The following is a 21,989-nucleotide window of genomic DNA, read 5'->3' on the forward strand; positions in this document are numbered from 1 at the left end:
GTGGGGGTCGCCGGCCGGCCCGCTCCGGGGCCCGTCACCGGGGCAGGTCCTTCCAGGGCACGTCCTTGTCCACGCGGGGCTCCGAGGGCAGGCCCAGCACCCGCTCGGCGACGATGTTGCGCAGGATCTCCGAGGTGCCGCCCTCGATCGAGTTGCCCTTGGCCCGCAGGTAGCGGTACCCGGGGCCGCGGCCGAAGAAGTCGACGCTCTCGGAGCGGCGGAAGGTCCAGTCGTCGTACTCCAGGCCCTCCTCGCCGCGCAGCTCCACGTCCAGCGCGCTGAGCGCCTGGTTGAGGGAGGCGAACGAGAGCTTCATGGCCGAGCCCTCCGGGCCGGGCTGGCCGGCCGCGAGCTGCTCGCGCAGCCGCGCCCCGGCCAGCCGGGTGACCTCCGACTCCACCCACAGCGCGAGCAGCCGCCGGTGCAGGTCGTGGGTGCGCAGCTCCGGGCGGGACCGCCAGGTGTCGGCGACCAGGCCGATCATGCCGCCGCCCCGCCGTACCGGCCCGCCGCCGATCGCCACCCGCTCGTTCATGAGCGTGGTGGTCGCGACCCGCCAGCCGTCGCCGACGGCGCCGAGGCGCAGGGAGTCGGGGAGCCGCACGCCGGTCAGGAAGACCTCGTTGAACTCCGCCTCGCCGGTGATCTGCCGCAGCGGCCTGACCTCGACGCCGGGGGCGTGCATGTCGCAGACGAAGTAGGTGAGCCCGCGGTGCTTGGGAACGCCGGGGTCGGTCCGGGCGACGAGGATCGCCCACCGGGCGTGGTGGGCCCCGGAGGTCCACACCTTCTGCCCGTCCACGACCCACTCGTCGCCGTCGCGGACCGCCCGCGTGGCGAGCGTCGCCAGGTCGGAGCCGGCGCCGGGCTCGCTGAACAGCTGGCACCAGATCTCCTCGCCCGTCCACAGCGGGCGCAGGAACCGCTCCTGCTGCTCGCGGGTGCCGAACGCCAGGATCGTCGGCGCCGCCATGCCCAGACCGATGGCCTGCGTGCCCGGGTCGGGCTGCGGGGTGCCGGCGAGCTCCCGCTCGACGACGTTCTGCAGCTCCCGGGGGGCGCCGAGCCCGCCGAGCCCCTCGGGGAAGTGGACCCACGCCAGCCCGGCGTCGAACCGGGCCCGCAGGAACCCCGTACGGTCCTCGGGGCCGTGCCCGGCCAGGAACGCGACGGCGCGCTCCCTGACCGCCTCCTCGTCCAACGTCACGACGCTCCCTTCGCAGTCACGCGATCACCTCTGCCGCCCGGCGTTCCGTTCCGGGCACTTCGGACGGGTCCGGTCCGCGCCCGGAGCCCGGTGACCCGGTGCCGGGGGGCGCCGCCGGCGCCGGGTCAACCCATGTGCTTCTTCAGCTCGCGGTAGGCCAGCGAGCGCTTGTGGACCTCGTCCGGGCCGTCGGCCAGGCGCAGCGACCGGGCGCCCGCCCACAGCCCGGCCAGCGGGAAGTCCTGGCTGACGCCGCCGGCGCCGTGAGCCTGGATGGCCTTGTCCAGGATCCACTCGACCTCGCGCGGGGTGGCGATCTTGATGGCCTGGATCTCGGTGTGCGCGCCGCGGTTCCCGACGGTGTCCATCAGCCAGGCGGTCTTGAGCACCAGCAGGCGGAGCTGCTCGATTCTGACCCGCGACTCGGCGATCCAGTCCTGGACGACCCCCTGCTGGGCGATCGGCTTACCGAACGCCGTACGCGACAGGGTCCGCCGGCACATCAGCTCGACCGCGCGCTCGGCCATCCCGATCAGCCGCATGCAGTGGTGGATGCGGCCCGGCCCGAGGCGGGCCTGGGCGATGGCGAAGCCGCCGCCCTCCTCACCGATCAGGTTCTCCACCGGCACCCTGACGTCGGTGAAGTCGATCTCCGCGTGCCCGCCGTGGTCGGCGTCGGAGTAGCCGAACACGTGCATGCCGCGCCTGATCTCCAGGCCGGGGGTGTCGCGCGGCACCAGGACCATCGACTGCTGTCGGTGGGTGGCGGCCTCCGGGTCGGTCTTGCCCATCACGATGAGGATCCGGCAGTTCGGGTTCATCGCGCCGGAGGCGAACCACTTGCGGCCGTTGATGACGTACTCGGAGCCGTCGCGGACGATGGACAGCGAGATGTTCGTGGCGTCGGAGGAGGCGGTGTCCGGCTCGGTCATGGCGAACGCCGACCGGATCTCCCCGCGCAGCAGCGGCTCCAGCCACTCCTCGCGCTGCCACTCGTTGCCGAACATCGACAGCACTTCCATGTTGCCGGTGTCGGGGGCGGCGCAGTTGGTGGCGGTGGGGGCGATCCTCGGCGAGCGGCCCATGATCTCCGCCAGCGGGGCGTACTGGAGGTTGGTCAGGCCGGCGCCGTGCTCGCCGGGCAGGAACAGGTTCCACAGCCCGCGCTTGCGCGCCTCCTGCTTGAGGTCCTCCATCAGCGGCGGGCTGGACCACCCGCTCTGCGCGGCCTGGGCCTCGAATGCCTCCTCGGCCGGGTGGACGCACTCGTCCATGAAGGCGAGCAGCCTCTGCCGCAGCTCCTCGGTCCTGGCGTCGAACGCGAAATCCATGACCCTCCTCACGGTCTCCAAGGAGCGTACCGACCGGACGGTATGGCTGTCGACAAGGGACGGCGGGGTGTCGGCCGTCCGGCCGCCGAAGCGCCCCTCGGCCGTCCGGCCGCCGAAGCGCTCCCCCGGCGGTCCGGCCGCCGAAGCGCTCCCCCGGCCGCGTGGGCGGCGAAGCGTCCGCGAGGCCCGAAGGCGCGGGGGCCCGCCTCCTATCGGGTCTTCCGCACGTGGGTGGTGTCGGTGTCGAGGAGGGTGCCGTCGGCGCCGGTCGGCGCGATCTCCGGCACGGGGGCGCCGTGCCGGTCGACCAGGACCGAGTGGGCCTCGCCGGGGGCGAAGGCGTGGCGCTCTCCCCACTGCCGCAGGGTGAGGACGACCGCGAAGAGGTCGCGGCCGGCGTCGGTGAGCACGTACTCCTGGCGGCGGCCCGACGGTGCGGCGCGCTGGGCGAGGAGCCCGTGAGCGACCAGCCTGCGGAGGCGGTCGGCGAGGATGTTGCGGGCGATGCCGGTGCGCCGCTGGAACTCGGTGAACGACCGCGCCCCGTCCATCGCGTCACGGATGACGAGAAGGCTCCACCTGTCGCCGACGAGGTCGAGCGCGCGGGCGACCGGGCACTCCGAGTCGGTCCAGTCGAGGTTCGGGACGCCCGTGGTGGCGCGCGACATGACACCTCCCGATGAGTTGCGGATTGAAACCATCATGCCGTACGGTCAAATTGGTTGCAATTTGCTACTTATTGAATCGGGGTGCGATGAACCTGTGGCGGCGGACGTTGCTGGCGGTGGTGTGCGGTGTCTCTGTGGCGGGCGTCTACGCCGCGCAGCCGGTTCTGGGTCCGATGGGACGTGATCTCGGCGTGCCGGCGGAACTCACCGGCTGGATGGTCGCGACCGGCCAGTTCGGCTATCTGGCCGGGCTGGTGCTGCTGGTGCCGCTCGGCGACGTGGCCGACAGGCGCCGGCTCATCCCCGCGCACCTGGTGATCACCGCACTGGGGATGATCCTGACGGCCTCGGCGTCGGCCGCGTGGGCGGCGTTCTCGGGGCTCGCGGTGGCCGGGATGTTCGCGGTCGTGGTGCAGACCACGGTGGCCTACGCCGCGTCGGTCTCGCCGCCCGCCGAACGCGGGCGGAACATCGGTGTCGTGACCTCGGGCGTCGTGGCCGGCATCCTGGGCGCGCGGATCGTCGCCGGCACGCTCGCCGAGGTGTGGGGCTGGCGGAGCGTCTACGCCGTGCTCGCGGTGCTGTCGCTCGGGCTCGCGGCCCTCGTCCTCGCCGTCCTGCCGCCGGATGAGCGCCCCGACCGGCCCGCGGGGGTCGGGCGGGCCATCGTCTCGCTCGGCGGGCTGTTCGGGCGGCGCGTCTTCCTGACGCGCGGGCTCATCGCGTTCTTCCTGTTCGCATCGTTCGGAACCCTGTGGAGCGGACTGTCCCTGCCGCTGGCGGACGCGCCGTGGCGACTGAGCGAGAGCCGGATCGGGCTGTTCGGCATCGCCGGGCTCGCCGGCGCGCTCGGCGCGGCCCGCGCGGGACGGTGGGCGGACGCGGGACGGGCGACCCCGGTCACCGGCCTCGCGCTCACCCTGCTCATCGTCTCGTGGGCGGCGATCGCGCAGCTGCCGTGGTCGCTGTGGATCCTCGTCGCCGGAATCGTGGTCCTCGACTTCGCGGTCCAGGCCGTGCACGTGAGCAACCAGCACCTGCTCACCGCCGCGCATCCGGATCGCACCAGCGGCGTCATCGGCGGCTACATGGTCTTCTACTCGCTCGGCTCCGCCCTCGGCGCGGCGGCGACCACCGCCGTCTTCGCCGCCCACGGCTGGGCGGGTTCCAGCCTCCTCGGGGCCGGATTCGCGGCCTGCGCGCTGGCCGTCTGGGCGGCCGACAGGCGACCGTCCCCCGGCCGGAGGGGCCGGCCGCTCACCGGGGACGCCGCCCCGCCGCCGAAGTGGTCGTCCGGCAACCGGGCCGAGTGGACCTTCCGGGCCGCGCGCCACCGGCCGTAGGGTCGCCACCATGACCGCGAAGATGCCCGACCCGCTCGTCCTCGAAGGCGCCGCCGTACGGCTGGAGCCGCTGACCGCCGGCCACGTCCCCGACCTGTTCCTGGCCGGCGGCGGCGACGAGGAGGTGTGGCGCTGGCAGCATCCCACGCCGCACGGGGTGGAGGAACTCGCGACGATGGCGGAGCGGCTGATCGACGACCCCGGCCACGTGCCGTTCGCGGTGATCCTCCGGGAGACCGGCCGCGCGGTCGGCTGGACCTCCTACATCGACACCCCGGGCTTCGACTCCAGCGTAGAGATCGGCTGGACCTGGTACGGCAGGGCCGTGTGGCGCACGGCGGTGAACACCACCTGCAAGATCCTGCTGATCGACCACGCCTTCGACCACCTGGGCGTGAACCGCGTCCAGCTCAAGACCGACATCCTGAACACCCGCTCCCAGGCCGCGATCAGGCGCATCGGCGGCGTCCCCGAGGGCGTGCTGCGCCGCCACCGCCGCCGTCCGGACGGCACCTGGCGCGACACCGCCTATTTCGGCATCCTCGACGAGGAGTGGCCCGCCCACCGCGCCCGCCTGCTGGAACGCTGAGCCCCGGACCGCTCCGGGACCGGGAGGGCCGGGTCAGAGGCGGCCGGAAGGCGGGCCCAGCATGCCCGCCAGCACCTCCCTGACGCCCAGGCGCAGGTCGTCGAGGGTGGGTTCGGCCCCGGCGCCGGCGATGGCGTCGAAGATCACTCCTTCGCCGTAGGCGACCATCTGGTGGCCGTGCCGTACCGGGTCGGGGGATCCGGCGGCGGTGAGGACCGCGACGGCCAGCGTGCGGAAGCGCTGCCCCGCCTCGTCGTAGATCCTGCGCAGTTCGGGGCGGCGGGTGGCCTCCAGCGCCAGCTCGTAGCGGGCGACCGTGCGGCGGCGGTCGACGGTGAGCTGCGCCCACAGGCTCCGCGCGGTCATCTCGGCGAGCGTCTCGGGCGTGACCGGCCCGGCGCTCCCCCCGGGTTCCGTCCCGGCCGCGGCGTGTTCGGTGACGCCGAGGAGCGGCTCGAAGACCGCGCCCTCGATCTCGGTCAGTCGCTCCAGGGCGAGTTCCAGCAGCGCCGAGCGGGTGCGGGCGAGGTTGGAGGTCGAGCCGGGCGGCAGCCCCGCCTCCTCGTCCACCGCCCGGTGGGTCAGGCCGCGCATGCCCCGCTCGGCCAGCAGGGTGATGGCGGCCTCCGCCACGGCCCGGGCCCGTTCCGACTTCATGCGACGAGACTACACGTGTAGTGAAGCCGCGTTCACCCACCGGAGCCGGAGGAACGACGGGCCCCGGCACACCGTGGTGCGCCGGGGCCCGCCGCCGTCCGCGCCGGTCACCCACCGGTCATCGGACCGGTGGGTGACCGGCCGGGATCACCCTCCCCCCGCCAGACGGATGATGTGCATGAAGAGGCTGTCCAGGTCGCCCTCGTTGATGAACTTGGTCGACCGGGCCGCCGTCTCGGCGACGATGCCCGTCCGTGTCGACGGCGGGTCCAACTCCGCCGGTTTGTAGTCCTGCCGCATGCCCTGTCCCGACCCCGAGGGCCGCACCATGCCCTGGGGCGGCCGTCCGTCGGGGTACATCTTCCCGTCGCGGTAGACGCTGACGGATTTCGACGGATGCCTGCTCCCGTCGATGCGGTGGTAGCTCCCGTCCCTGACCGGCGAGCGTTGCGCCTTGGGCGGGGACTGCCGTTGGACCGCCTTGCGACTGGTCGGACGGTGGGCGGGCCGCTGCCGGGCCGGCTTGGCCGGGGCCCTGCTCACGCGTCTGCTGCGCGCCTTGGCCACGGCCGCCTTGGCCCGCCGGGCCGCCGCCCGGCGCGCGGCCGCCGCCGCGCGTCTCGTGGCCGCCGCGGCGGCCGCCTTCCTGGCCTTCTCGGCCGCCCGTTTCTTCGCCGCCTGCGCGGCCTTCTTCTTCGCCAGCTCCGCGGCCTTCCTCTTCGCCAGTTCCGCGGCCTTCTTCTTGGCGAGCGCGGCGGCCCGCCGCTTGGCCAGCGCGATGGCCGCCCGCCGGGCCGCCGCCTGGGCCGCCCGCCTGGCGGCCGCCTGGGCGAGCTTCCTGGCCAGGGCGCGCGCCGCGATCCTGGCCGCGATGCCGACGACGATCCAGACCAGCTGCCCGTCGGGGTCGCTCATCGTGACGGGGCTGTTGTTGGCGTAGGCGTAGGCGTTGAGCTGCTGGGGGTCCTCCTCGTCGATGACCGGGTCGACGGACAGGAACCGGCCGTTCACGGGGTCGTACTCGCGGGCGCCGAGCTGGACGAGCCCGGTCGACGCGTCCCGCACGCCTCCCACGAATCCCCGCTGGCCGGGCCACCACGGCGGTGCCGCGCCGCGGTCCTCACCGAACGGCGTCGTCCTGCGGACGGCCACGTCTCCGGTGCCGCCGTTGACCGCCGCCTGCGCGGTGCCCTGGTGGTCGGACGCCAGGAAGTACACCCTGTTGTCCGGGGTCCGCACGGCGATCGTCTCGTCGCCGATGGTGTAGTAGCGGGTGCACTCGACGACGTCCTTGGCGATGTCGAGCCGCAGCTCCATGTCGTCGATGTAGAGCGTCGAGTCCGTCGGCGTCTTGCGGAGCAGCCGCTCGCCGTCGGCGTCGTACACGAACGACGTGGTCTTTCCCGCCTCGGTCACCGATTCGAGGTTGCCCTCGGCGTCCCAGACCAGGGTCTGGTCGGCCGTCCCGACCTTGCGCCGGGTCGTGTTCCCGGCCTCGTCGTAGGCGAAGACGTCCGTGCCGGCCGTCAGGAGGGCGTGCGGCCGCGCCTCACCCGCGGCGGGGTAGGTATAGGAGCGGACGGACTCCGCGCGCCCGCCGAACGCGTGCCGCGTCTCCTTCGTCCTGTTGCCGGTGGAGTCGTAGGCGTAGCCGATCGCGTACGGCGCCACACCGCCGATCGTGTCCGACCGCGGGCCGCCGCCCGCGCAGTCGTCGGTGGCCGTCCACGCCGCGGTCAGGCGGCGCAGGTGGTCGTAGGTGAAGCACTGGGTGTCCCTGGACCGGCCGCCGTCCATGTCCGTGATCCTGGTGATGTTCCCGGCCGGGTCGTAGGTGTAGTTGAGGTCCAGGTCGGGCGCCGGGGCCGACTCGCGGTCCAGCCGGGTCCGGGTCAGCCGCCGTGTGCTCTCGTCGTGGGTGTAGGTGAGCCAGCTCTTCTTCCCGCCGCTGTTCAGCTCGTACTGCAGGGTCTCGCCCAGCTTGGAGTAGCGGGTGGCCGTGACGTACGACGACAGGCCGGTGACGGTGACCGGCTGGCTGAGCCCGTCGTAGGTGTAGACGACCGACTCCTCCGCCAGCCCGCCCGCGGCGGGGAAGCCGGCGGACTGCACCTGGTCGTCGAGGGTGTAGCGGCTGTTGAGCACGTACGACCCGGCCAGCTTGCCTTCCCTGGCGGGGACGGTGACGGTCTGCCGCAGGGTGCGGTACTCGGCGTCGATCGCGTTGATCTCCGCCTTGTACGCCTGGCCGCCGACGTAGCGGATGCTGGCGTTCATGTGCCCCTTGGCCAGCGCGTCGTACTTCCACTCCGCGAGCAGCGGGCCGGTCGTGGAGCCCTCGTGGAGCTCGCGCTTGCGCCCCAGCGCGTCGTAGACGTACGCCAGGGTCCGGCCCCGGGCGTCGGTGGAGGTGACGGCCTCGTCGACGTCGTTGTAGGTGAACGTCGTGACGCCCTTGTCGGGGTCCTCGGTCCTGATCTCCCTGCCCCGCAGGTCGTAGGTGTGCCGCCACACGTTGCCCGCGTGGTCGGTCACGGTGGCCAGCCGGTCCGACGTGTCGTAGGTGTACTTGGTCGCCTCGTAGTCGCCGGTGGGCGTGGCCCCCTTGTACTGCCGCAGTTCGACGAGCCGGCCCTCGGCGTCGCCGATGCGGGTGACGGCGGTGCCTCCGGCGGGGGCGGTGATGTGCATCCGGTCGCCGCGGTAGGTGGCGGCGGCCCGCCACTTCTCCACGCCCTTGACCCGGAACGCCTGGACGGACACCTCCCCGGTCCCGTCGTAGGAGGTGACGATCTGGCTGGGGACGGCCGTGTCGGCCACCCCCAGCAGCTCGGTGGACGGCTCGCCGGGGCTGAAGTAGCCGCTGTTGGACTTGGCCACCTCGCCGAGCGAGTTGTGGAAGGTGTCGGTGATCGTGCGCCCGTCGCGCAGCGCGGGATCCTGCGCCTGGTCGTCCCGGGGCGCCGGCTCCTGGGTCTGCCGGGGGCGCAGCAGGCCGTCGAGCAGCTCGTGGCTGACGGTGTAGCCGCCGTCCGCCCGCAGGGTCTTCGTGGTGACGACGTTGGGGCCGTCGTTACGCGTCAGGTAGGAGTACTCGGTGCTGGGCGACTGGCCGGCCTCCTTGCTGCGGTCGCCCTGCCACACCTTGACGAGACGGCCGAGCGCGTCGTGCTCCAGGTCGACGCGCCGGTTGTTGGCGTCGATCTCGGTGACGACCTCGCCCCAGGCCGGCTCGATGAGGGTGCGTTCCACGTGACCGAGCGGGTTGGTCTCGGTGACCTCCGTCGCCGGAGCGCCGGAGGTCGGCGTGTAGGCGGTGACGACCTTGGTGCCCGCCGCGTCGGTCTCGCTGGTCATCCGCCCGTAGGCGTCGTAGGTCTTGACCGACTCGGTGACGGCCGAGCCGTCCCCGGCCACGGACTGGACGGCGGTGACGTCGCCCTTGACGGGCGCCTGGCCGTACGGCCCGCCGTCGAACTGCATCCGCTCGTCGGAGATCACGTCGGCGGCGGCCAGTTTCGACACGCCGGCGCCGCATCCCGCGGCGACCTTGTGGATCCTGCTGGTGTAGTCCAGCAGCCACGCCGTGGTGTTGCGGGCGTAGGTGTAGCGGGTGCACTGGTCGTCGTCACCGGTGTCCAGGTCGCCCTTCTCGTCGACCTGGGTGAGCATGCCCTGGGTGTCGTAGGCGCGTTCCTCGGCGGTGCGCCGCCACTTCCCGCCCTCCAGCGCGGTGCGGGTCACCATGGATTTCGGCTCGACGATGTGGGCGAGCTTGGTGACGCCGCCCTGGGTGGACTCGGCCGTCTTGAGCGACCACGGCTCCTCCGCCGTGGCGGTCGCGATCTCCCCGCCGTCGCCCTCGTAGAGGATCTCCTCGCGCTCGAACCCGGCGAACTGGTCGAGGTCGTCCAGCTTGCCGCCCTCGGAGTCCACGACCTGCGCCCGGCGTTTGGAACCGTCGGCCTGGCGGTCGCCGTCCATGCCGCGGAAGTACCGGAACTCGGTGAGCGTGCGCCGGGTGTCCTGCCCGTCGCCGCCGCGGACCCTGACCCTGCCGAACCCGCGCCACTCCGACCAGGTGCGGTGCTCGGGTTTCACCAGGATGTTGTCGGCGTAGTGCCAGGCGGCGCCGTCGAGGTACTCGTAGTCGGTGACGACCGGCGGCGACTGCGCGACCCGGTCGATCTCCAGCGTCCGCGTCACGACGTACTTGTGGAACCAGTCGGTGACCTCGCCCTCGTCCGGCGGCGCCCACCGCTGGGGGAAGCAGAGCCGGCCGTTGCGGTCGGCGGCCGGCGCGTCTCCCGGCTTGCAGTCGGCGGGGCCGTACTCGACCCGGAGCTCCCCGCCGCTCTCGTTGTTCACCGACCGGACCCGCCACTTGACGAGCGGCGCGCGGCCCTCGTTGGAATCCACCCTGTTGGGCAGCTGGACGCCGACGAACGTGACCTTCGGCAGGGTGATGGTGCCGCCCACGTGGCCGCTCTGCTGGATGGACGCGAGCCACAGCGAGGGGCTGAGGCCGTCACCCGTCGCGGGGAAGGAGTGCGTCAGCGTCCAGGAGTCGACGTCGCAGTACGGCTTGCCCGAGCACTTGGCCGTGTCGGGGTTGAGCACCTGGGTGGTGACCTTCGCCAGGCGCAGACGGGTGAAGAACGTCGGCGACAGCCGGTTGGTGCACTTCTCCCCCGAGCCGCAGATCTGGTCGAAGGGGACGTCGGGCCAGTGGCTCGCCGTCTCCTTCTTGAGCTGGTCGGCGGCGCAGGTGACCGTCCCGCCGGGCACGCAGCGTTCGGCGACGTCGAAGACGACGCGGGCCGCGGGCGACCTGGTGAACAGCTCACCCCGCAGGTAGCCGTAGTCGATCCGCTTGAGGTATCCGCCGCGCACGTACTCCGTGCCCTGCTCGGGCTTCATGTTCCGCCCGTAGTGGTTCTTCTCGGCCCCGTACCAGTAGGTGGTGGCGTTGCCGTGCGTGTCGACGGCGAGGTCGAGATTCCACCGGTAGGCCTGCTGGCACCAGGAGGACGCCGCGTCGCTCTTGTGGCAGGGCTCGCCGCTGTTGTTGCCGAACACCGGCACCGTCCACGTCGACCCGGTCTCCGGCTTGCCCGTGGCCCAGCCGGGCAGGCGGTTCAGTCCGAAGGTGTACTGGGTGCCGTCGTCGGTGGTGACGCGCCAGTGCTCACCGTTGTCGTCGCCGTTGGCGGCGCCCGTGAGGTACTCGACGCGCGTCCCGTCGTCGCGCCTGGGCCGCCACTGCTTGGTCGTGGCGTCCTTGACCAGCTCGACGGCCGAGTTGCCGAGGGCCAGTGTCGCGTTCTCCTGGTCCCAGCACAGGTCGCCGGTCTTCTTGCCGTCGATCATGCACGACTTGTAGCGGCGTTCGATGTAGCCGCCGGGGTTCAGCTCGAACCCCTCGCCCGCCCAGGACGGCTGGTTGTTCGTCGAGACGGTGCGGCCGTCCACGCTCTGGGAGCTGTAGACGAGCGACATCTCGGGTTCCTCACCGCCCAGCGCGGGTGGCGCCCGCAGGCCGTAGTCCCAGGTGAAGTCACCCGACTGCGTGCCGACGCTCCAGTTCGACGAGGGGGCGAGCGAGGTGGCCGCGTGGTCGCCCGACGGCCCGGAGGGCGCCGCCTGCAGCGCGTACAGCGCCGGCATGTCGACGTCGGCGGCCAGCGTGCCGTTCTTCGCGTCGTTGTCGGACGGCACGGGTTCGGGTTGCGGGCAGGCGGTCGGGGCGGCCGGGGCCGTCAGGGCGCACTCGTCCAGCCGTACCAGCCGCAACCTGGCGCCGTAGTCGCCGCCGAAGGCGTACCGGAAGCCGGAGTAGTCGATCTCCAGCCGGGTCCGCCCCCTCGCGACCGCCAGTCCCTGCCCCGCCGTCACCCGCAGGGCGAGACCGAGCAGCCCGGACGGCGCGGTGTCGAGCAGTTCGACGCGGACCCTGTCGGGGGTGGCCGCCGCCGCGACCTCCTTGCCTTCCTTGCTTTCCTTGGCTTCCTTGCCGCCCTCGCCGTTCCTGTCGTCCGCGGCCTTGGCGGGCTCGGCGGGCTTCTTCGGCGGGGCGAGCCGTACCGGGAAGTCGGCAGCCAGCGTGCGCGCGCCGGCGCCGCCGGTCGCGTCCAGCTCGACCGCCTGCGGTTTCGGCCAGACGACGCTCGGCGGCGTCTTCCACGCCTGCTTCTCCGCCGGGTCGGCCGTCCTGGGCAGTACGGGGACCCGCTTTCCGAGGACCGGGGTCTCCCGCTGGACGGCCGGAGCGGAACGGGGCGCGGCGCTCGCGGGCTCCGCGTGCACCAGCGGCGCCATCACGACGACCGCCAGCGTTGCCGCCAGCCGCCGGGGCCACGGCGACTCCCGTACGGGATGCGTCAGACGGTTCCAGTAGGACTCCGGAGGATCTGGATCATGTGCCAGGTTCACTGACTTCACCCAATCTGTGGACGAGTCGAACGGGGGGAGTGACCGGCTGGACGAGCCGGGGCGGAGGGGTGAACGACCGGTTCGGAAAGGGACGGGAAGGGGTGGGGCGGCGAGCGACCGAGAGGAGAAGAAACGGGACAAGAAGGGATAAAAGGGGACATGGAAGACCGAAATTGGGCAGAGAAGGTCGGAGCGGGACCGGAGGAGACCGGGATCGGAAGGCCGGGGCGGGGACCGGAGGCCGGGGGCCGGTGATCGGTGGGGGCGGGGAAACCGATGGGACGGGGACCGGTGGGTCGGGGCTCGGTGGATCAGGGACCGGTGAGTCGGGGACCGGTGAGTCGGGGACCGGTGAGCCGGGGACCGGCGGGATGGAGTTCGGTGGGTCGGGGCCGCCCGGCGGAGTGCCGGGCGGCCGATCGGGAGATCCGCCCGGGGACTACTGGGCGGCCAGTTGGGCGATCTGTTCGGCGCTCAGCACGCCGTCATAGGTACGGACGTCGTCCACGATCCCCGGCCAGTGACCGGTGAAGACGCCCGCGGTCTTGGCGCGGCCCAGTTGCAGCGGGCCGGTGGCGTTCCACGCGCTGACGTGGGCGGTGACGGTACCGGCCGACAGCCGGCCGTTCACGTAGATGCGCAGCTCGCCCTGGAGGGGGTCGTAGACCCCGGCCACGTGGGTCCACTCGAACGGTGCGGGGACCGCGTCGGAGCGTGTCCGCGCCACCGCGGCGGTGTCGGTGTCTGCGGCGGCCATGCCGAGGACCCAGCGCCCCTTCTCCTTGTCGTAGCCGAGCTGGAATCCGCTGGCCCTGCTCCCGGCCTGGGAGACGATCGCCGCGTCGCGGGTGGGCAGGTAGTCGAGCTGGGTCCAGGCGGCGACGGTGAATCCCGTCGCGGTGTTGACGGCGGGACCGGCGGCCTGCGCGTGACCGCCCGTCCCGTCGAGGGCGAGCGCGCCGTCCAGCCAGCCCTCGGTCCACGACGCCCCGCCGCCCAGCGTCGCCGCCGACGCCCGGCCGGAGGAGTCGGCGGCGACGGCGCCGGAATCCTCGTCCAGCTTCCAGTGCCCGACCAGCGTCGCGGCGCTGTTCACCAGGTCGGCGACCTCGTCGCCGAACATGGCGCGCCCGTGGACGCGGACGTCGTCGACGTCGCCCGGCCAGAACTCCGTCTCCGCTCCGCCGGCCTTCGTCCTGCCGATCGTCAGCGGTCCGGTCGCGTCCCACGGCCGGGTGAACGGGACCGCCGACTCCAGGCGGCCGTTGACGTAGAGGGACAGCTCCCCCGCGGCCGTGTCGTAGACGCCGGCGAGGTGGGTCCACTCGCCGGGCTTCGGCGCGGACGTCGACAGCGCGCGTACCACCGCCGCCCCGTCGGTGTCCGCGACGGTACGGCTCAGCGCCCAGCGGCCTTCGGCCTTGGAGTACCCCAGGGAGAAGCCGCCGTTGCGCCCGCCGTCCTGGCCGACCGCGGTCGCGGCGGCGCCGGTGCCGGTCAGCCGCACCCAGGCGGCGACCGTGAGGTCGCCCAGGGTGGACACGACGGGGCCGGTGGTCCGCGCGTGGCCGCCGACGCCGTCGAGCCGCAGCCCCGCGCCCGTCCTGCCGGTGGTCCAGGCGGCCGCGCCGTACAGGGTGGCCGGGTGGGCGCCCGTGCGGTCGGCGGCCACCCCGCCCTGCCCGTCGTCCAGGTTCCAGTGCCCGTCGGGACCGGTGCCCGGGTTGACGTTGAACACGTAGGTGCGGATCGGGCTCTGGTGTCCCGCGCGGTCCTTGCTGCGCACCGCCAGCACGTTGGGGCCGTCGTGGCGGGGGGTGAGCCGGATCGTCGCGGGCCCGCCCGCCTGGTCGGCCGCGACCTCGGCCTTGGGGGCGGTGTCCAGCCCGTAGACGTAGCCGACGACGTCGGCGACGCCGGCCGCGGTGAACGTGAAGGAGCCGGACCGTCCGACGCCGTCGCTCCAGCCGTCCTCCGGGTAGTCCGTCGAGGTCACCACCGGTTCCCCTCCGGGCGCGGAGGCGTCGGCGGTCATCTCGCACCAGGGACTCCACGCGCTGTTGATCCTGCCGTCCTCCGCGCGGACCCGCCAGCGGATCACGTCGCCGTCACCGAAGGCGCCCTGCGGGACGGTCGCGAAGAAGGCGCTGCCCGTTCCCTGCGACTCGGTGAGCCGCTCCCCCACCTTCGTGCCGGCGGCGGTCCACCACTCGAACCGTCCCCTGACCGCGTTGTCGGCGTCCCGCAGTTTGGCCCACAGCTTCGGCGTGGTGGTGCCGATGATCGGCCGCTCGGCGCCGGTGACGCAGCCGCCTCCCGGGTCCGACCAGGTGTCGGCGGCCACGGGCGCGGCGGGCGGCGAGTTGAACTCGATGACCAGGCTGGGGTTGTTCTTGAACTTCTTCCAGGCGTAGACGTCCGTCTCGCTCGTGGCCCTGAGCCCGACGGTGATGTTGGGCCAGTTCTTCGCCGCGGCGTCGGCGGCCTGGCTGGTGACGTCGAACTCGACGCCGCCGGGCAGGCAGGACGGCCCCCAGCCCTTCGCGACGTTCACGGTGTCGAGGAGTCTGGACCAGGTGGGCTGCTTGTTCCAGGTGGTGCTCTTGCTGATCGTGCCGGTCGCCCAGGCCTCGACCTTCCGCGCGCCGCACGAGTAGGACCAGGTCTCGTACGTGCGCAGCGTCGCCTTGAGGATCTGCTTGCCGTGGATGGTCGTGCCGGTGTTCATCTGGAAGAACGACCTGTTGGTCTGCCCGGAGACGTGTCCCACCCTGGCGACGTCGTTGGCGTTCAGGAAGTTGGACGAGGGGTTGTTGCTCCAGACGGACGTCCAGGCGCCGCGGGCCGCGGAGAAGAACGGGTCGAGGTAGATGGGGAACTTGGTCCCCGGGTCCTCGATCATGCCGCGGTGCGGTTTGAGCACCAGCTTCCCGCCGGTGAGTTCGAGGCCCATCACCTCACGGCGCGCGTCCGCGGACGCGCCTTCCCCCGCCGGCGTCTCCGCCCCTGCCGCCGTCTCCGCTCCCTTCGCCGGCGTGCGCGCGGCCGGGGTTCCCGAGGAGTCCCACATCATCGGCGGCGAGGCGGTGAAGATCGATCCGCCGTTCCCGTCGACCGCCTCGATGTTGCCGCCCTCGGTGGATTTCAACGACAGCCCGTCGGCCGAGATCGGGAGGTTCAGCTCGGTGAGGGCCCTGTTCCGGGCCGCGGCGCGCGACTTGACCACGAGGAGGTGGGAGAAGCCGTCGACGTCCGCCTTGACCTGGAGGTCGACCCCGGGAAGCACCTCGGGGTAGGTCGCGGTGTCGTCCTTCAGCACGGGCTTCGGCAGCGTGCCCGGCCAGCCCAGCTCCAGCGTCCTGTCACCGCGGGCCATCCGGGCGAGCGGCGCGTTCCCTCCGCCCGAGAACGTCAGGCCGACCGCCGTCGCGACGGGGGCGATCGTGCCGTCGGGACGGGCCCGGAGCGTCGGGTCCACGTCCACCCATCGGCCGTCCTGGCGGACCCGCACCGGACGCGCGTACTGCTCCAGGGTGAAGGTGCCGTCCGGTTCGGCGAAGACCTGGCGGGTCTCCGTGCGCATCGCGGCGACCTCGACCGGTTTCCCCGTCCGGCGGGCGAGCGCCTGGGCCGGTTCCTCCGCCGGTCGTTCCGTACGGCCGGCGAGGGGTCCGGCCGGTTTCCCCGCGGGGTCCGCGTCCCGCCGTCCCGTGACGGCGTCCGTGGTCTGTTCCCACGTGCCGGCGACGGCGTCCGAACGATTGAGAGGCGTCACGGCGGCCACGCCCGCCAGCATCACCACGACCAGTCCACGACCTAAGCGCATCGGCCCTCGCCGTCGTCGAGCTGGGACGCCGCGCGGCCCATGGTCGTCCGGCGTCTCCATGATCTTGAATTGACAAGCGGATTGTCACCCGCGTGGAGGGGACCGTCCAGATCTTGTGACACATTTCTTCAGAAACTTCCCCTTCCTGAAGAAAACTGCCAGCACACGGCCCGACCGGCCCGCGAAGACCGGTCGTGCGGCCCCGCCTCTCTCACTGGCGATCACAGCACCACCCGGCGACCATCCCGGCAGGCCCCACCCCCGCGGCGCACCCTCCGCGGCGCCCTTCTCCGCGAACCTCGGCACGCCATGACTCCGCACTCCCGGAACTACACTTGTAGTAAAACTACAGACGTAGTACGGTCACTACATTCGTAGTGACGAAGGAGGGGCCGTGGCGCACGCGGTGGTGGTCGGGGCGGGGATCGGCGGGCTGACGGCGGCGGTGGCGCTGCGGCGACGCGGCTGGGAGGTCACGGTGTTCGAACGGGCGCCGTCCCTGGAACCGGTCGGTTCGGGGCTGGCCATCGCCGCCAACGCGCTCCGGGCCCTCGACACGATCGGCGTCGGGGACGACATCCGGCGGCTGTCCGCGGTCCAGGGCGAGGCCGGCATCCGCCGCGCGGACGGCCGGTGGCTGATGCGGACCACCGAGGAGGCCACCTCCGCCCGGCACGGCGACTCCGTCGTGCTGCTGCGCCGTACGGACCTGGTCGACGCGATCGCGGCCCGGCTGGAGCCCGGCGTGATCCGGCTGGGTTCCACGGTCACGGCGGTGGACCCGTACACCGGCCGGGTGACCGTCCGGACCGGTGACCCGTCGGACGCGGGCACCGGCGCGGACACGGGTCGGGCGGGCGCGGGTTCGGGTGGCGGCGCGGCCCATGACGGCGCCGCCGGGACGGCCGAGGTTGCGGCCGACCTCGTCGTGGCGGCCGACGGCATCCGCTCCCCGATCCGGACCGCGCTGTTCCCCGGCCACCCGGGCCCCTCCTACGCGGGCGTCACGAGCTGGCGGCTGCTCGTCCCCGGCGGGGGACGGCCCGGCCGGACGTTCGAGAGCTGGGGCGAGGGCAGGGTCTTCGGCGTCATGCCGCTGGCCGGCGGCACCGCCTACTGCTACGCCACCGACACCGTCCCGGCGGGCGGGGACCCCGGGGACGGCGAGAGCCGCCGTGCCGAGCTGCTCCGCCTGTTCGGCGGGTGGCACGACCCCATCCCGGCGCTGCTGGAGGCGGCCCCGCCGGAGCTCGTCCTCCGCAACGACGTCCACCACCTGGCCACCCCGCTGCCCGCGATGCACCTCGGCAGGGTGGCGCTGCTGGGCGACGCGGCCCACGCCATGACGCCCAACATGGGGCAGGGCGCCTGCCAGGCGATCGAGGACGCGGTGGTGCTCGCCCACGTCGCCGGGGACGGCGACGGCCCGGCTGGCGCGACCGGCGGAACGGGTACGGCGGGCGTGGACCTGGCCCCGTACACCGCCGCCCGGCTGGAGCGGACCGCGCGGATCATGGCCCGGTCGGCGTCGATCTGCCGCACCACCCGGCTGCGCAACCCGCCGGCCGTACGGCTGCGCGACACGATGATGGCGCTCACCTGGCGTCTCGCCGGCGGGCGGATGACCGCCGCGATGGACGAGGTGCTCGGCTGGCGGCCGCCCACGCCGCCCGGGTCCCGGGTCAGGCCACCCGTGACGCCTCCGACGTCTCCGGCGTCTCCGGCGGCTGTGGCCCGGCGGGGGGCGAGGTGATCGGCGGGACCTCCGGGACGGGGGTGCGGCCGTGGTCCGGGGAGAGCCGTCCGAGGGTGACGGTCCCCCAGATCAGCAGCGCCGAGGCCAGCAGGGCGGGGACCGCGTCGGCGGCCCCGCTCGGCAGGGCCTCGTCGAGCAACAGCGCTCCGGCGAGGACCGAGGTGATGGGGTCGACCACCTGGACCGCGGCGTAGGCGATCCCGAAGTAGCCGATCGCGTAGGACCTCTGCAACAGCACCACCGCGCAGACCAGCAGCACCGGGATGGCGAGCGTGAACCAGGTCAGCAGCCTGCTCAGGTCGCCCTGGAGGTCGCCGCCCACCACCCGGACGAAGGTGGACACGCTGGCCGTCACCGCTCCCGCGCCGACGGACATCAGCAGTGCCTTGGCCGGGCCGCGCGCCCTGCGGGCGGCGAGGTGGGAGATCAGCACGACCAGCCCGACGCAGCCCAGGAAGCCCAGCGCCTCGGTGTTCGTCAGGTGCGGGACGCTGGGGTGGGCCGGGACCAGCAGCATCAGCCCGAGCAGGCCGACGGCCACCGCGATCGACCCCAGGATCTCCGCCCGGTGCGGCCGCCTGCCGTGCAGCATCGCCGCCAGCGGCACCGCGAACACCAGCGTCGCCACGCTGATCGGCTGCACGACGACCAGGGGGGCGAGGCTCAGCGCGACGGCGTGGAGGCTGGCGCCGGTGAACCCGATGATGCCGCCGATCCACCAGCGGGGGCGCCGCATCAGCTTGAGCGAGGCTCCCTCGGTGACCGCCTCGAACTGCTGGAGGGCGGCGCCGAGCGCGTAACCCAGCGCGCCGACCAGGGCGATCGTCACTCCGGCCCAGGTCATCGCCACTCCCCGAAGACGAGCAGGACGGGGGGAGGCGATGGCAGTCGGATCATTGTTCCAGCTTAGGGGCCCGGCGGGGAAGTAAGCGCCGGGTCATGCACCGGCAGATACCTCTTGACGGTGCGAACCCGTGCCCTCCCCGCGGGCGGGGGCCTCAGTCGCGCTGCGGGCAGACGCAGAAGAGGTGCCCCTCGGGGTCGGCGAGGACGACCCACTTGCCCTCACCGGGCTGGAAGTCCGGCTTGGAGGCGCCGAGCTTCAGGTAGTCCTCGACCGCCTGCGCCACGTCCGGGACGAGGACGTCGAGGTGGAAATGCTTGTCGGGCCCCGGCCAGGCGGCCGGCCTGCGGTCGAGGTTCTGCTGGAAGTAGATGTTCATCGTGCCGTCGCTGATCCCGGCGTAGGTGTCCTCGGCGTACTGCACCTCGTAGCCGAAGACCTTCGAGTAGAACTCGGCCAGCCCCCGGGGGTCGGCGCAGTCGATGTTCACGGCGAGGAATTTCGCGGTCATGGTCATGGATCCCATCGTGCCGCCCATACCTGCCACGTGCTGTCAGGTACAGGAAGAAAATGCGGATCTCCCGGATCGGGGAGGCTCCCACGCCCGGCCCCGGTACGGCGGGCGGGCCCCTTCGGGCCGGTCACGCCACGTGCCCGGGCCACGGCCGCGACAGTGGCCCCGACACGACGTCCGGAACCCGCCGGAACCCGGGGCCGGGCCGGCGTTATACAGGGCGAGGGGGAAAAGGGCGCGTTCCAGCCGTCGCCCATGTGGCCCGGACCCGAGCCGGGTGTTCCTGTCCCCACCGACGTGACACCGAGGAGCGAGCATGCCGACACCGATGGCGGTCACCCCGCACGAACGCGTGGCGGGCACCGACTGGGCCGGCCTGGCCGAGGAGATGGACGCCCACGGCTGCGCGCTGACCGGTCCGATCCTCACCGGGGACGAGTGCCGCGAGATCGCCGGACTCTACGACGAGGTCTCCCGGTTCCGTTCGACGATCGACATGGCACGGTTCCGCTTCGGCCGCGGCCGGTACCGCTACTTCGACCGGCCCTTCCCCCACCTGGTGGAGCAGCTGCGGCAGGCGTTCTACCCACGGCTGCTGCCCATCGCCCGCGACTGGGCGACCAGGCTCGGCAGGCCCGCGCCCTGGCCGGACAGCCTGGACGAATGGCTCGCGATGTGCCATGCCGCCGGGCAGACCAGGCCGACGCCCATCTTGCTGCGTTATCGCGGCGGTGACTGGAACGCCCTGCATCGCGACCTGTACGGAGACCTGGTGTTTCCGCTGCAGATCGTGATCGGCCTGGACCGGCCGGGCACGGATTACGACGGCGGGGAGTTCCTGCTGGTGGAACAGCGCCCCCGAGCCCAGTCGCGGGGTACGGTGACGCTGCTGCCCCAGGGTCACGGACTGGTCTTCACCACCCGCGACCGGCCGGTCGCCTCCGCACGGGGCTGGTCCGCCGCTCCGGTACGGCACGGCGTCAGCACGGTACGGCGCGGCCTGCGGCACACCCTCGGCCTGGTCTTCCATGACGCGGTCTGACGTCCGCCCCGGACGCCCGGTCCACATGGGAGCCGGAGGGCATGACGCCATGCGAACGACCTCGCCGCTGCTCCACGGGATGCGGGCCACCGAGACGATCACGCCCCCGCACACGGCCGCCGAACTGGCCGCGCTGCTCGGACTGCTGCGCGCCCAGCGCCCCAGGATCGGGACCGTCACGATCGGCCACAGCCGCGACGCCGTCTCGACGGCCGCCGCGGCGGCGTTCGCCGACGCCTGGGAAGGAGAGATCCTCGCGGTGGTCGACTGGCCGGAGGAGGCCGCCTCCTGGCTGCGCCCGGCCCGGCGCTTCACCGCGGGCCACCCGGACGCCTGGGTGGTGGCCGGGATCCCTCTCGGCTGGGCCCAGATGAGCCGCCGCCTGCGGCACAGCACCGGCTGGCGGCCGACGAGGACCTTCGGCTTCGCCTCCGTCACGCGAAGCGCGGCGCTCGCCGGCCCCGGCACGCTGCGGGGCCTGCGCGGCGCCGCGTTCGACGGCGGCACCTGGGAGATCGGCCCCGGCCTGATCACCTTCTTCCCGCCGCGGACCGGGCGGGGACCGTCACCCGATGACCGCGCGGTCACCGCGTACGGACCGTACGGTGACCGGTTCCGCGGAGCCGGAGCCACCGAGGCGTGGGCTCCCGGCCGGGAACGGCGATAAGATCCATCCGTGCGCATGCTGATCGTCTCTCCGCCGCCCGCCCGCTGACGCGGGCGGTCCCCTCTCCTGACGACCGGATCCGAGCGATCCGGTGGGTGGCTGCCGCCCGCACACGTGCGGCCCGACGACCACCTTCCTGTTGGAGAGAACTCCATGACGCACGTCTCCGTACGGCGGGGCCTGCTGTACGTTTCCATCGCGGCGACCGCCTGGGGCACCGGCGGCGCCGCCGGGGCGCTGCTCCGCCTCTCGGGCGGGCTGGACCCCGTCTCGATCTCGTTCTGGCGGTTCGCCGCCGGAGCGGCGACGCTCCTTCCGATCCTCCATTTCCTCGGCCGGAACCGGGACCGGGACTGGGACCGGGGCCATGCCCGCGAGTCCCGGCGGTACGGCCGGATCGCCGCCACCGGCGTGGCGATGGCCGTCTGCCAGACGGCCTACTTCGCGGCCGTCGCCTCCTCCGGCCTGGCCGTCGCCACGGTGGTGACGATAGGCGCGACCCCGGTGTTCGTGGCCGCCGCCGCGCGACTGCTGCTGGGCGAGCGGCTGGGCGCGGCCGGGCTCGGCTCCGCGGCGGTCGCCCTGGCGGGCCTGACCATGCTGGTCCTCGACGGCGGCCCGGCGTCCTTCTCGGCGGCGGGCACGGGCTGGGCGCTGCTGTCCGCGGCCGCCTACGCGGGGGTGACCCTGCTCAACCGGGCCTTCTCCGCCGAGCCGTACGCCGCGACCTTCGGCGGCTTCGCCGTCGGCGGCCTGTGCCTGCTGCCCCTGGCGCTGTCCGGAGGGCTGCTCCCGGACGGCGACCCGCTCTTCTTCTGGGCGGCCGTCGCCTACCTGGGCGTCGTCCCGACGGCCTTGGCCTACGTCCTGTTCTTCACCGGGCTGGGGTCCGTACGGGCCACGACGGCCTCGGTGATCTCGCTCGTGGAGCCGGTCGGGGCGGCGGCCATCGGGGTCCTCGCGTTCGGTGAGCGGTTCACGGCGCAGGGCGTCGCGGGCGCGGCCCTGCTGCTCGCCGCGGTGGCCCTCCTCGCCCTGCGGGAGAGGAGGGAACCGGCACCAGTGACCGGCTGATCCCCGGCACGGTCCCGCGCCCGCCGTCCGGCGGCGCGG

General features: G+C 73.0%; 14 protein-coding genes. 6 read left to right on the top strand and 8 right to left on the bottom strand.

Features of this window, described 5'->3' with window-relative positions; all coding sequences use genetic code 11:
• Nucleotides 1-34 precede the first annotated feature (34 nt).
• From ACQP10_RS30335 to ACQP10_RS30345, 3 genes are all read right to left on the bottom strand, one after another.
• Nucleotides 35-1,207 (bottom strand): acyl-CoA dehydrogenase family protein, encoded by a 1,173-nt coding sequence (locus ACQP10_RS30335; RefSeq protein ID WP_386148565.1) that lies wholly within the window; start codon nucleotides 1,205-1,207, stop codon nucleotides 35-37.
• A 125-nt stretch (nucleotides 1,208-1,332) separates the two neighbouring features.
• Nucleotides 1,333-2,538, bottom strand: coding sequence for an acyl-CoA dehydrogenase family protein (locus ACQP10_RS30340; RefSeq protein WP_389999897.1), 1,206 nt, complete (start codon nucleotides 2,536-2,538; stop codon nucleotides 1,333-1,335).
• A gap of 209 nt (nucleotides 2,539-2,747) precedes the next feature.
• Nucleotides 2,748-3,206, bottom strand: a complete 459-nt coding sequence (locus tag ACQP10_RS30345) for a winged helix-turn-helix transcriptional regulator (RefSeq protein ID WP_389999894.1) — start codon at nucleotides 3,204-3,206, stop codon at nucleotides 2,748-2,750.
• A gap of 86 nt (nucleotides 3,207-3,292) precedes the next feature.
• Between ACQP10_RS30345 and ACQP10_RS30350 the strand changes: the two genes are divergently transcribed.
• Both ACQP10_RS30350 and ACQP10_RS30355 read left to right on the top strand, forming a co-directional pair.
• Nucleotides 3,293-4,549, top strand: a complete 1,257-nt coding sequence (locus ACQP10_RS30350; RefSeq protein ID WP_433540149.1) for an MFS transporter — start codon at nucleotides 3,293-3,295, stop codon at nucleotides 4,547-4,549.
• Between the two features lie 10 nt (nucleotides 4,550-4,559).
• Nucleotides 4,560-5,138, top strand: coding sequence for a GNAT family N-acetyltransferase (locus ACQP10_RS30355; RefSeq protein WP_179824428.1), 579 nt, complete (start codon nucleotides 4,560-4,562; stop codon nucleotides 5,136-5,138).
• 33 nt (nucleotides 5,139-5,171) lie between these two features.
• On the opposite strand, the gene ACQP10_RS30360 is transcribed toward ACQP10_RS30355, so the two are convergent.
• From ACQP10_RS30360 to ACQP10_RS30370, 3 genes are all read right to left on the bottom strand, one after another.
• Nucleotides 5,172-5,795: a TetR/AcrR family transcriptional regulator gene (locus tag ACQP10_RS30360; protein WP_346019402.1), complete on the bottom strand. Its 624-nt coding sequence runs from the start codon at nucleotides 5,793-5,795 to the stop codon at nucleotides 5,172-5,174.
• Between the two features lie 147 nt (nucleotides 5,796-5,942).
• Nucleotides 5,943-12,227 (bottom strand): RHS repeat-associated core domain-containing protein, encoded by a 6,285-nt coding sequence (locus tag ACQP10_RS30365; RefSeq protein WP_433540150.1) that lies wholly within the window; start codon nucleotides 12,225-12,227, stop codon nucleotides 5,943-5,945.
• Nucleotides 12,228-12,666: 439 nt separating this feature from the next.
• On the bottom strand, nucleotides 12,667-16,053 hold the full coding sequence (locus ACQP10_RS30370; RefSeq protein ID WP_433540151.1) for a LamG-like jellyroll fold domain-containing protein: 3,387 nt from the start codon (nucleotides 16,051-16,053) through the stop codon (nucleotides 12,667-12,669).
• A gap of 394 nt (nucleotides 16,054-16,447) precedes the next feature.
• Between ACQP10_RS30370 and ACQP10_RS30375 the strand changes: the two genes are divergently transcribed.
• On the top strand, nucleotides 16,448-17,806 hold the full coding sequence (locus tag ACQP10_RS30375) for an FAD-dependent monooxygenase (protein ID WP_433540152.1): 1,359 nt from the start codon (nucleotides 16,448-16,450) through the stop codon (nucleotides 17,804-17,806).
• On the opposite strand, the gene ACQP10_RS30380 is transcribed toward ACQP10_RS30375, so the two are convergent.
• Nucleotides 17,736-18,653 carry a DMT family transporter gene (locus ACQP10_RS30380; protein ID WP_386148561.1) on the bottom strand — a complete coding sequence of 306 codons (918 nt, stop codon included), beginning with the start codon at nucleotides 18,651-18,653 and terminating at the stop codon, nucleotides 17,736-17,738. The two genes, ACQP10_RS30375 and ACQP10_RS30380, sit on opposite strands and share 71 nt — an antisense overlap.
• A gap of 154 nt (nucleotides 18,654-18,807) precedes the next feature.
• Nucleotides 18,808-19,170: a VOC family protein gene (locus tag ACQP10_RS30385; RefSeq protein WP_346019396.1), complete on the bottom strand. Its 363-nt coding sequence runs from the start codon at nucleotides 19,168-19,170 to the stop codon at nucleotides 18,808-18,810.
• A 313-nt stretch (nucleotides 19,171-19,483) separates the two neighbouring features.
• Here ACQP10_RS30385 and ACQP10_RS30390 point away from each other — a divergent pair, with 313 nt between their 5' ends.
• The 3 genes from ACQP10_RS30390 to ACQP10_RS30400 all read left to right on the top strand — a co-directional run bounded on the left by ACQP10_RS30390 (nucleotide 19,484) and on the right by ACQP10_RS30400 (nucleotide 21,950).
• The gene (locus ACQP10_RS30390; protein ID WP_346019395.1) at nucleotides 19,484-20,209 is read left to right on the top strand and encodes a 2OG-Fe(II) oxygenase; all 726 of its coding nucleotides are present in this window, start codon (nucleotides 19,484-19,486) and stop codon (nucleotides 20,207-20,209) included.
• A gap of 49 nt (nucleotides 20,210-20,258) precedes the next feature.
• Nucleotides 20,259-20,876 (top strand): hypothetical protein, encoded by a 618-nt coding sequence (locus ACQP10_RS30395; protein WP_346019394.1) that lies wholly within the window; start codon nucleotides 20,259-20,261, stop codon nucleotides 20,874-20,876.
• 153 nt (nucleotides 20,877-21,029) lie between these two features.
• Complete coding sequence (locus ACQP10_RS30400; protein WP_433540153.1) at nucleotides 21,030-21,950, top strand: DMT family transporter; 921 nt, start codon at nucleotides 21,030-21,032, stop codon at nucleotides 21,948-21,950.
• Nucleotides 21,951-21,989 lie beyond the last annotated feature (39 nt).

This window comes from Streptosporangium sandarakinum, assembly GCF_050942225.1.
Lineage (GTDB): Bacteria > Actinomycetota > Actinomycetes > Streptosporangiales > Streptosporangiaceae > Streptosporangium > Streptosporangium nondiastaticum.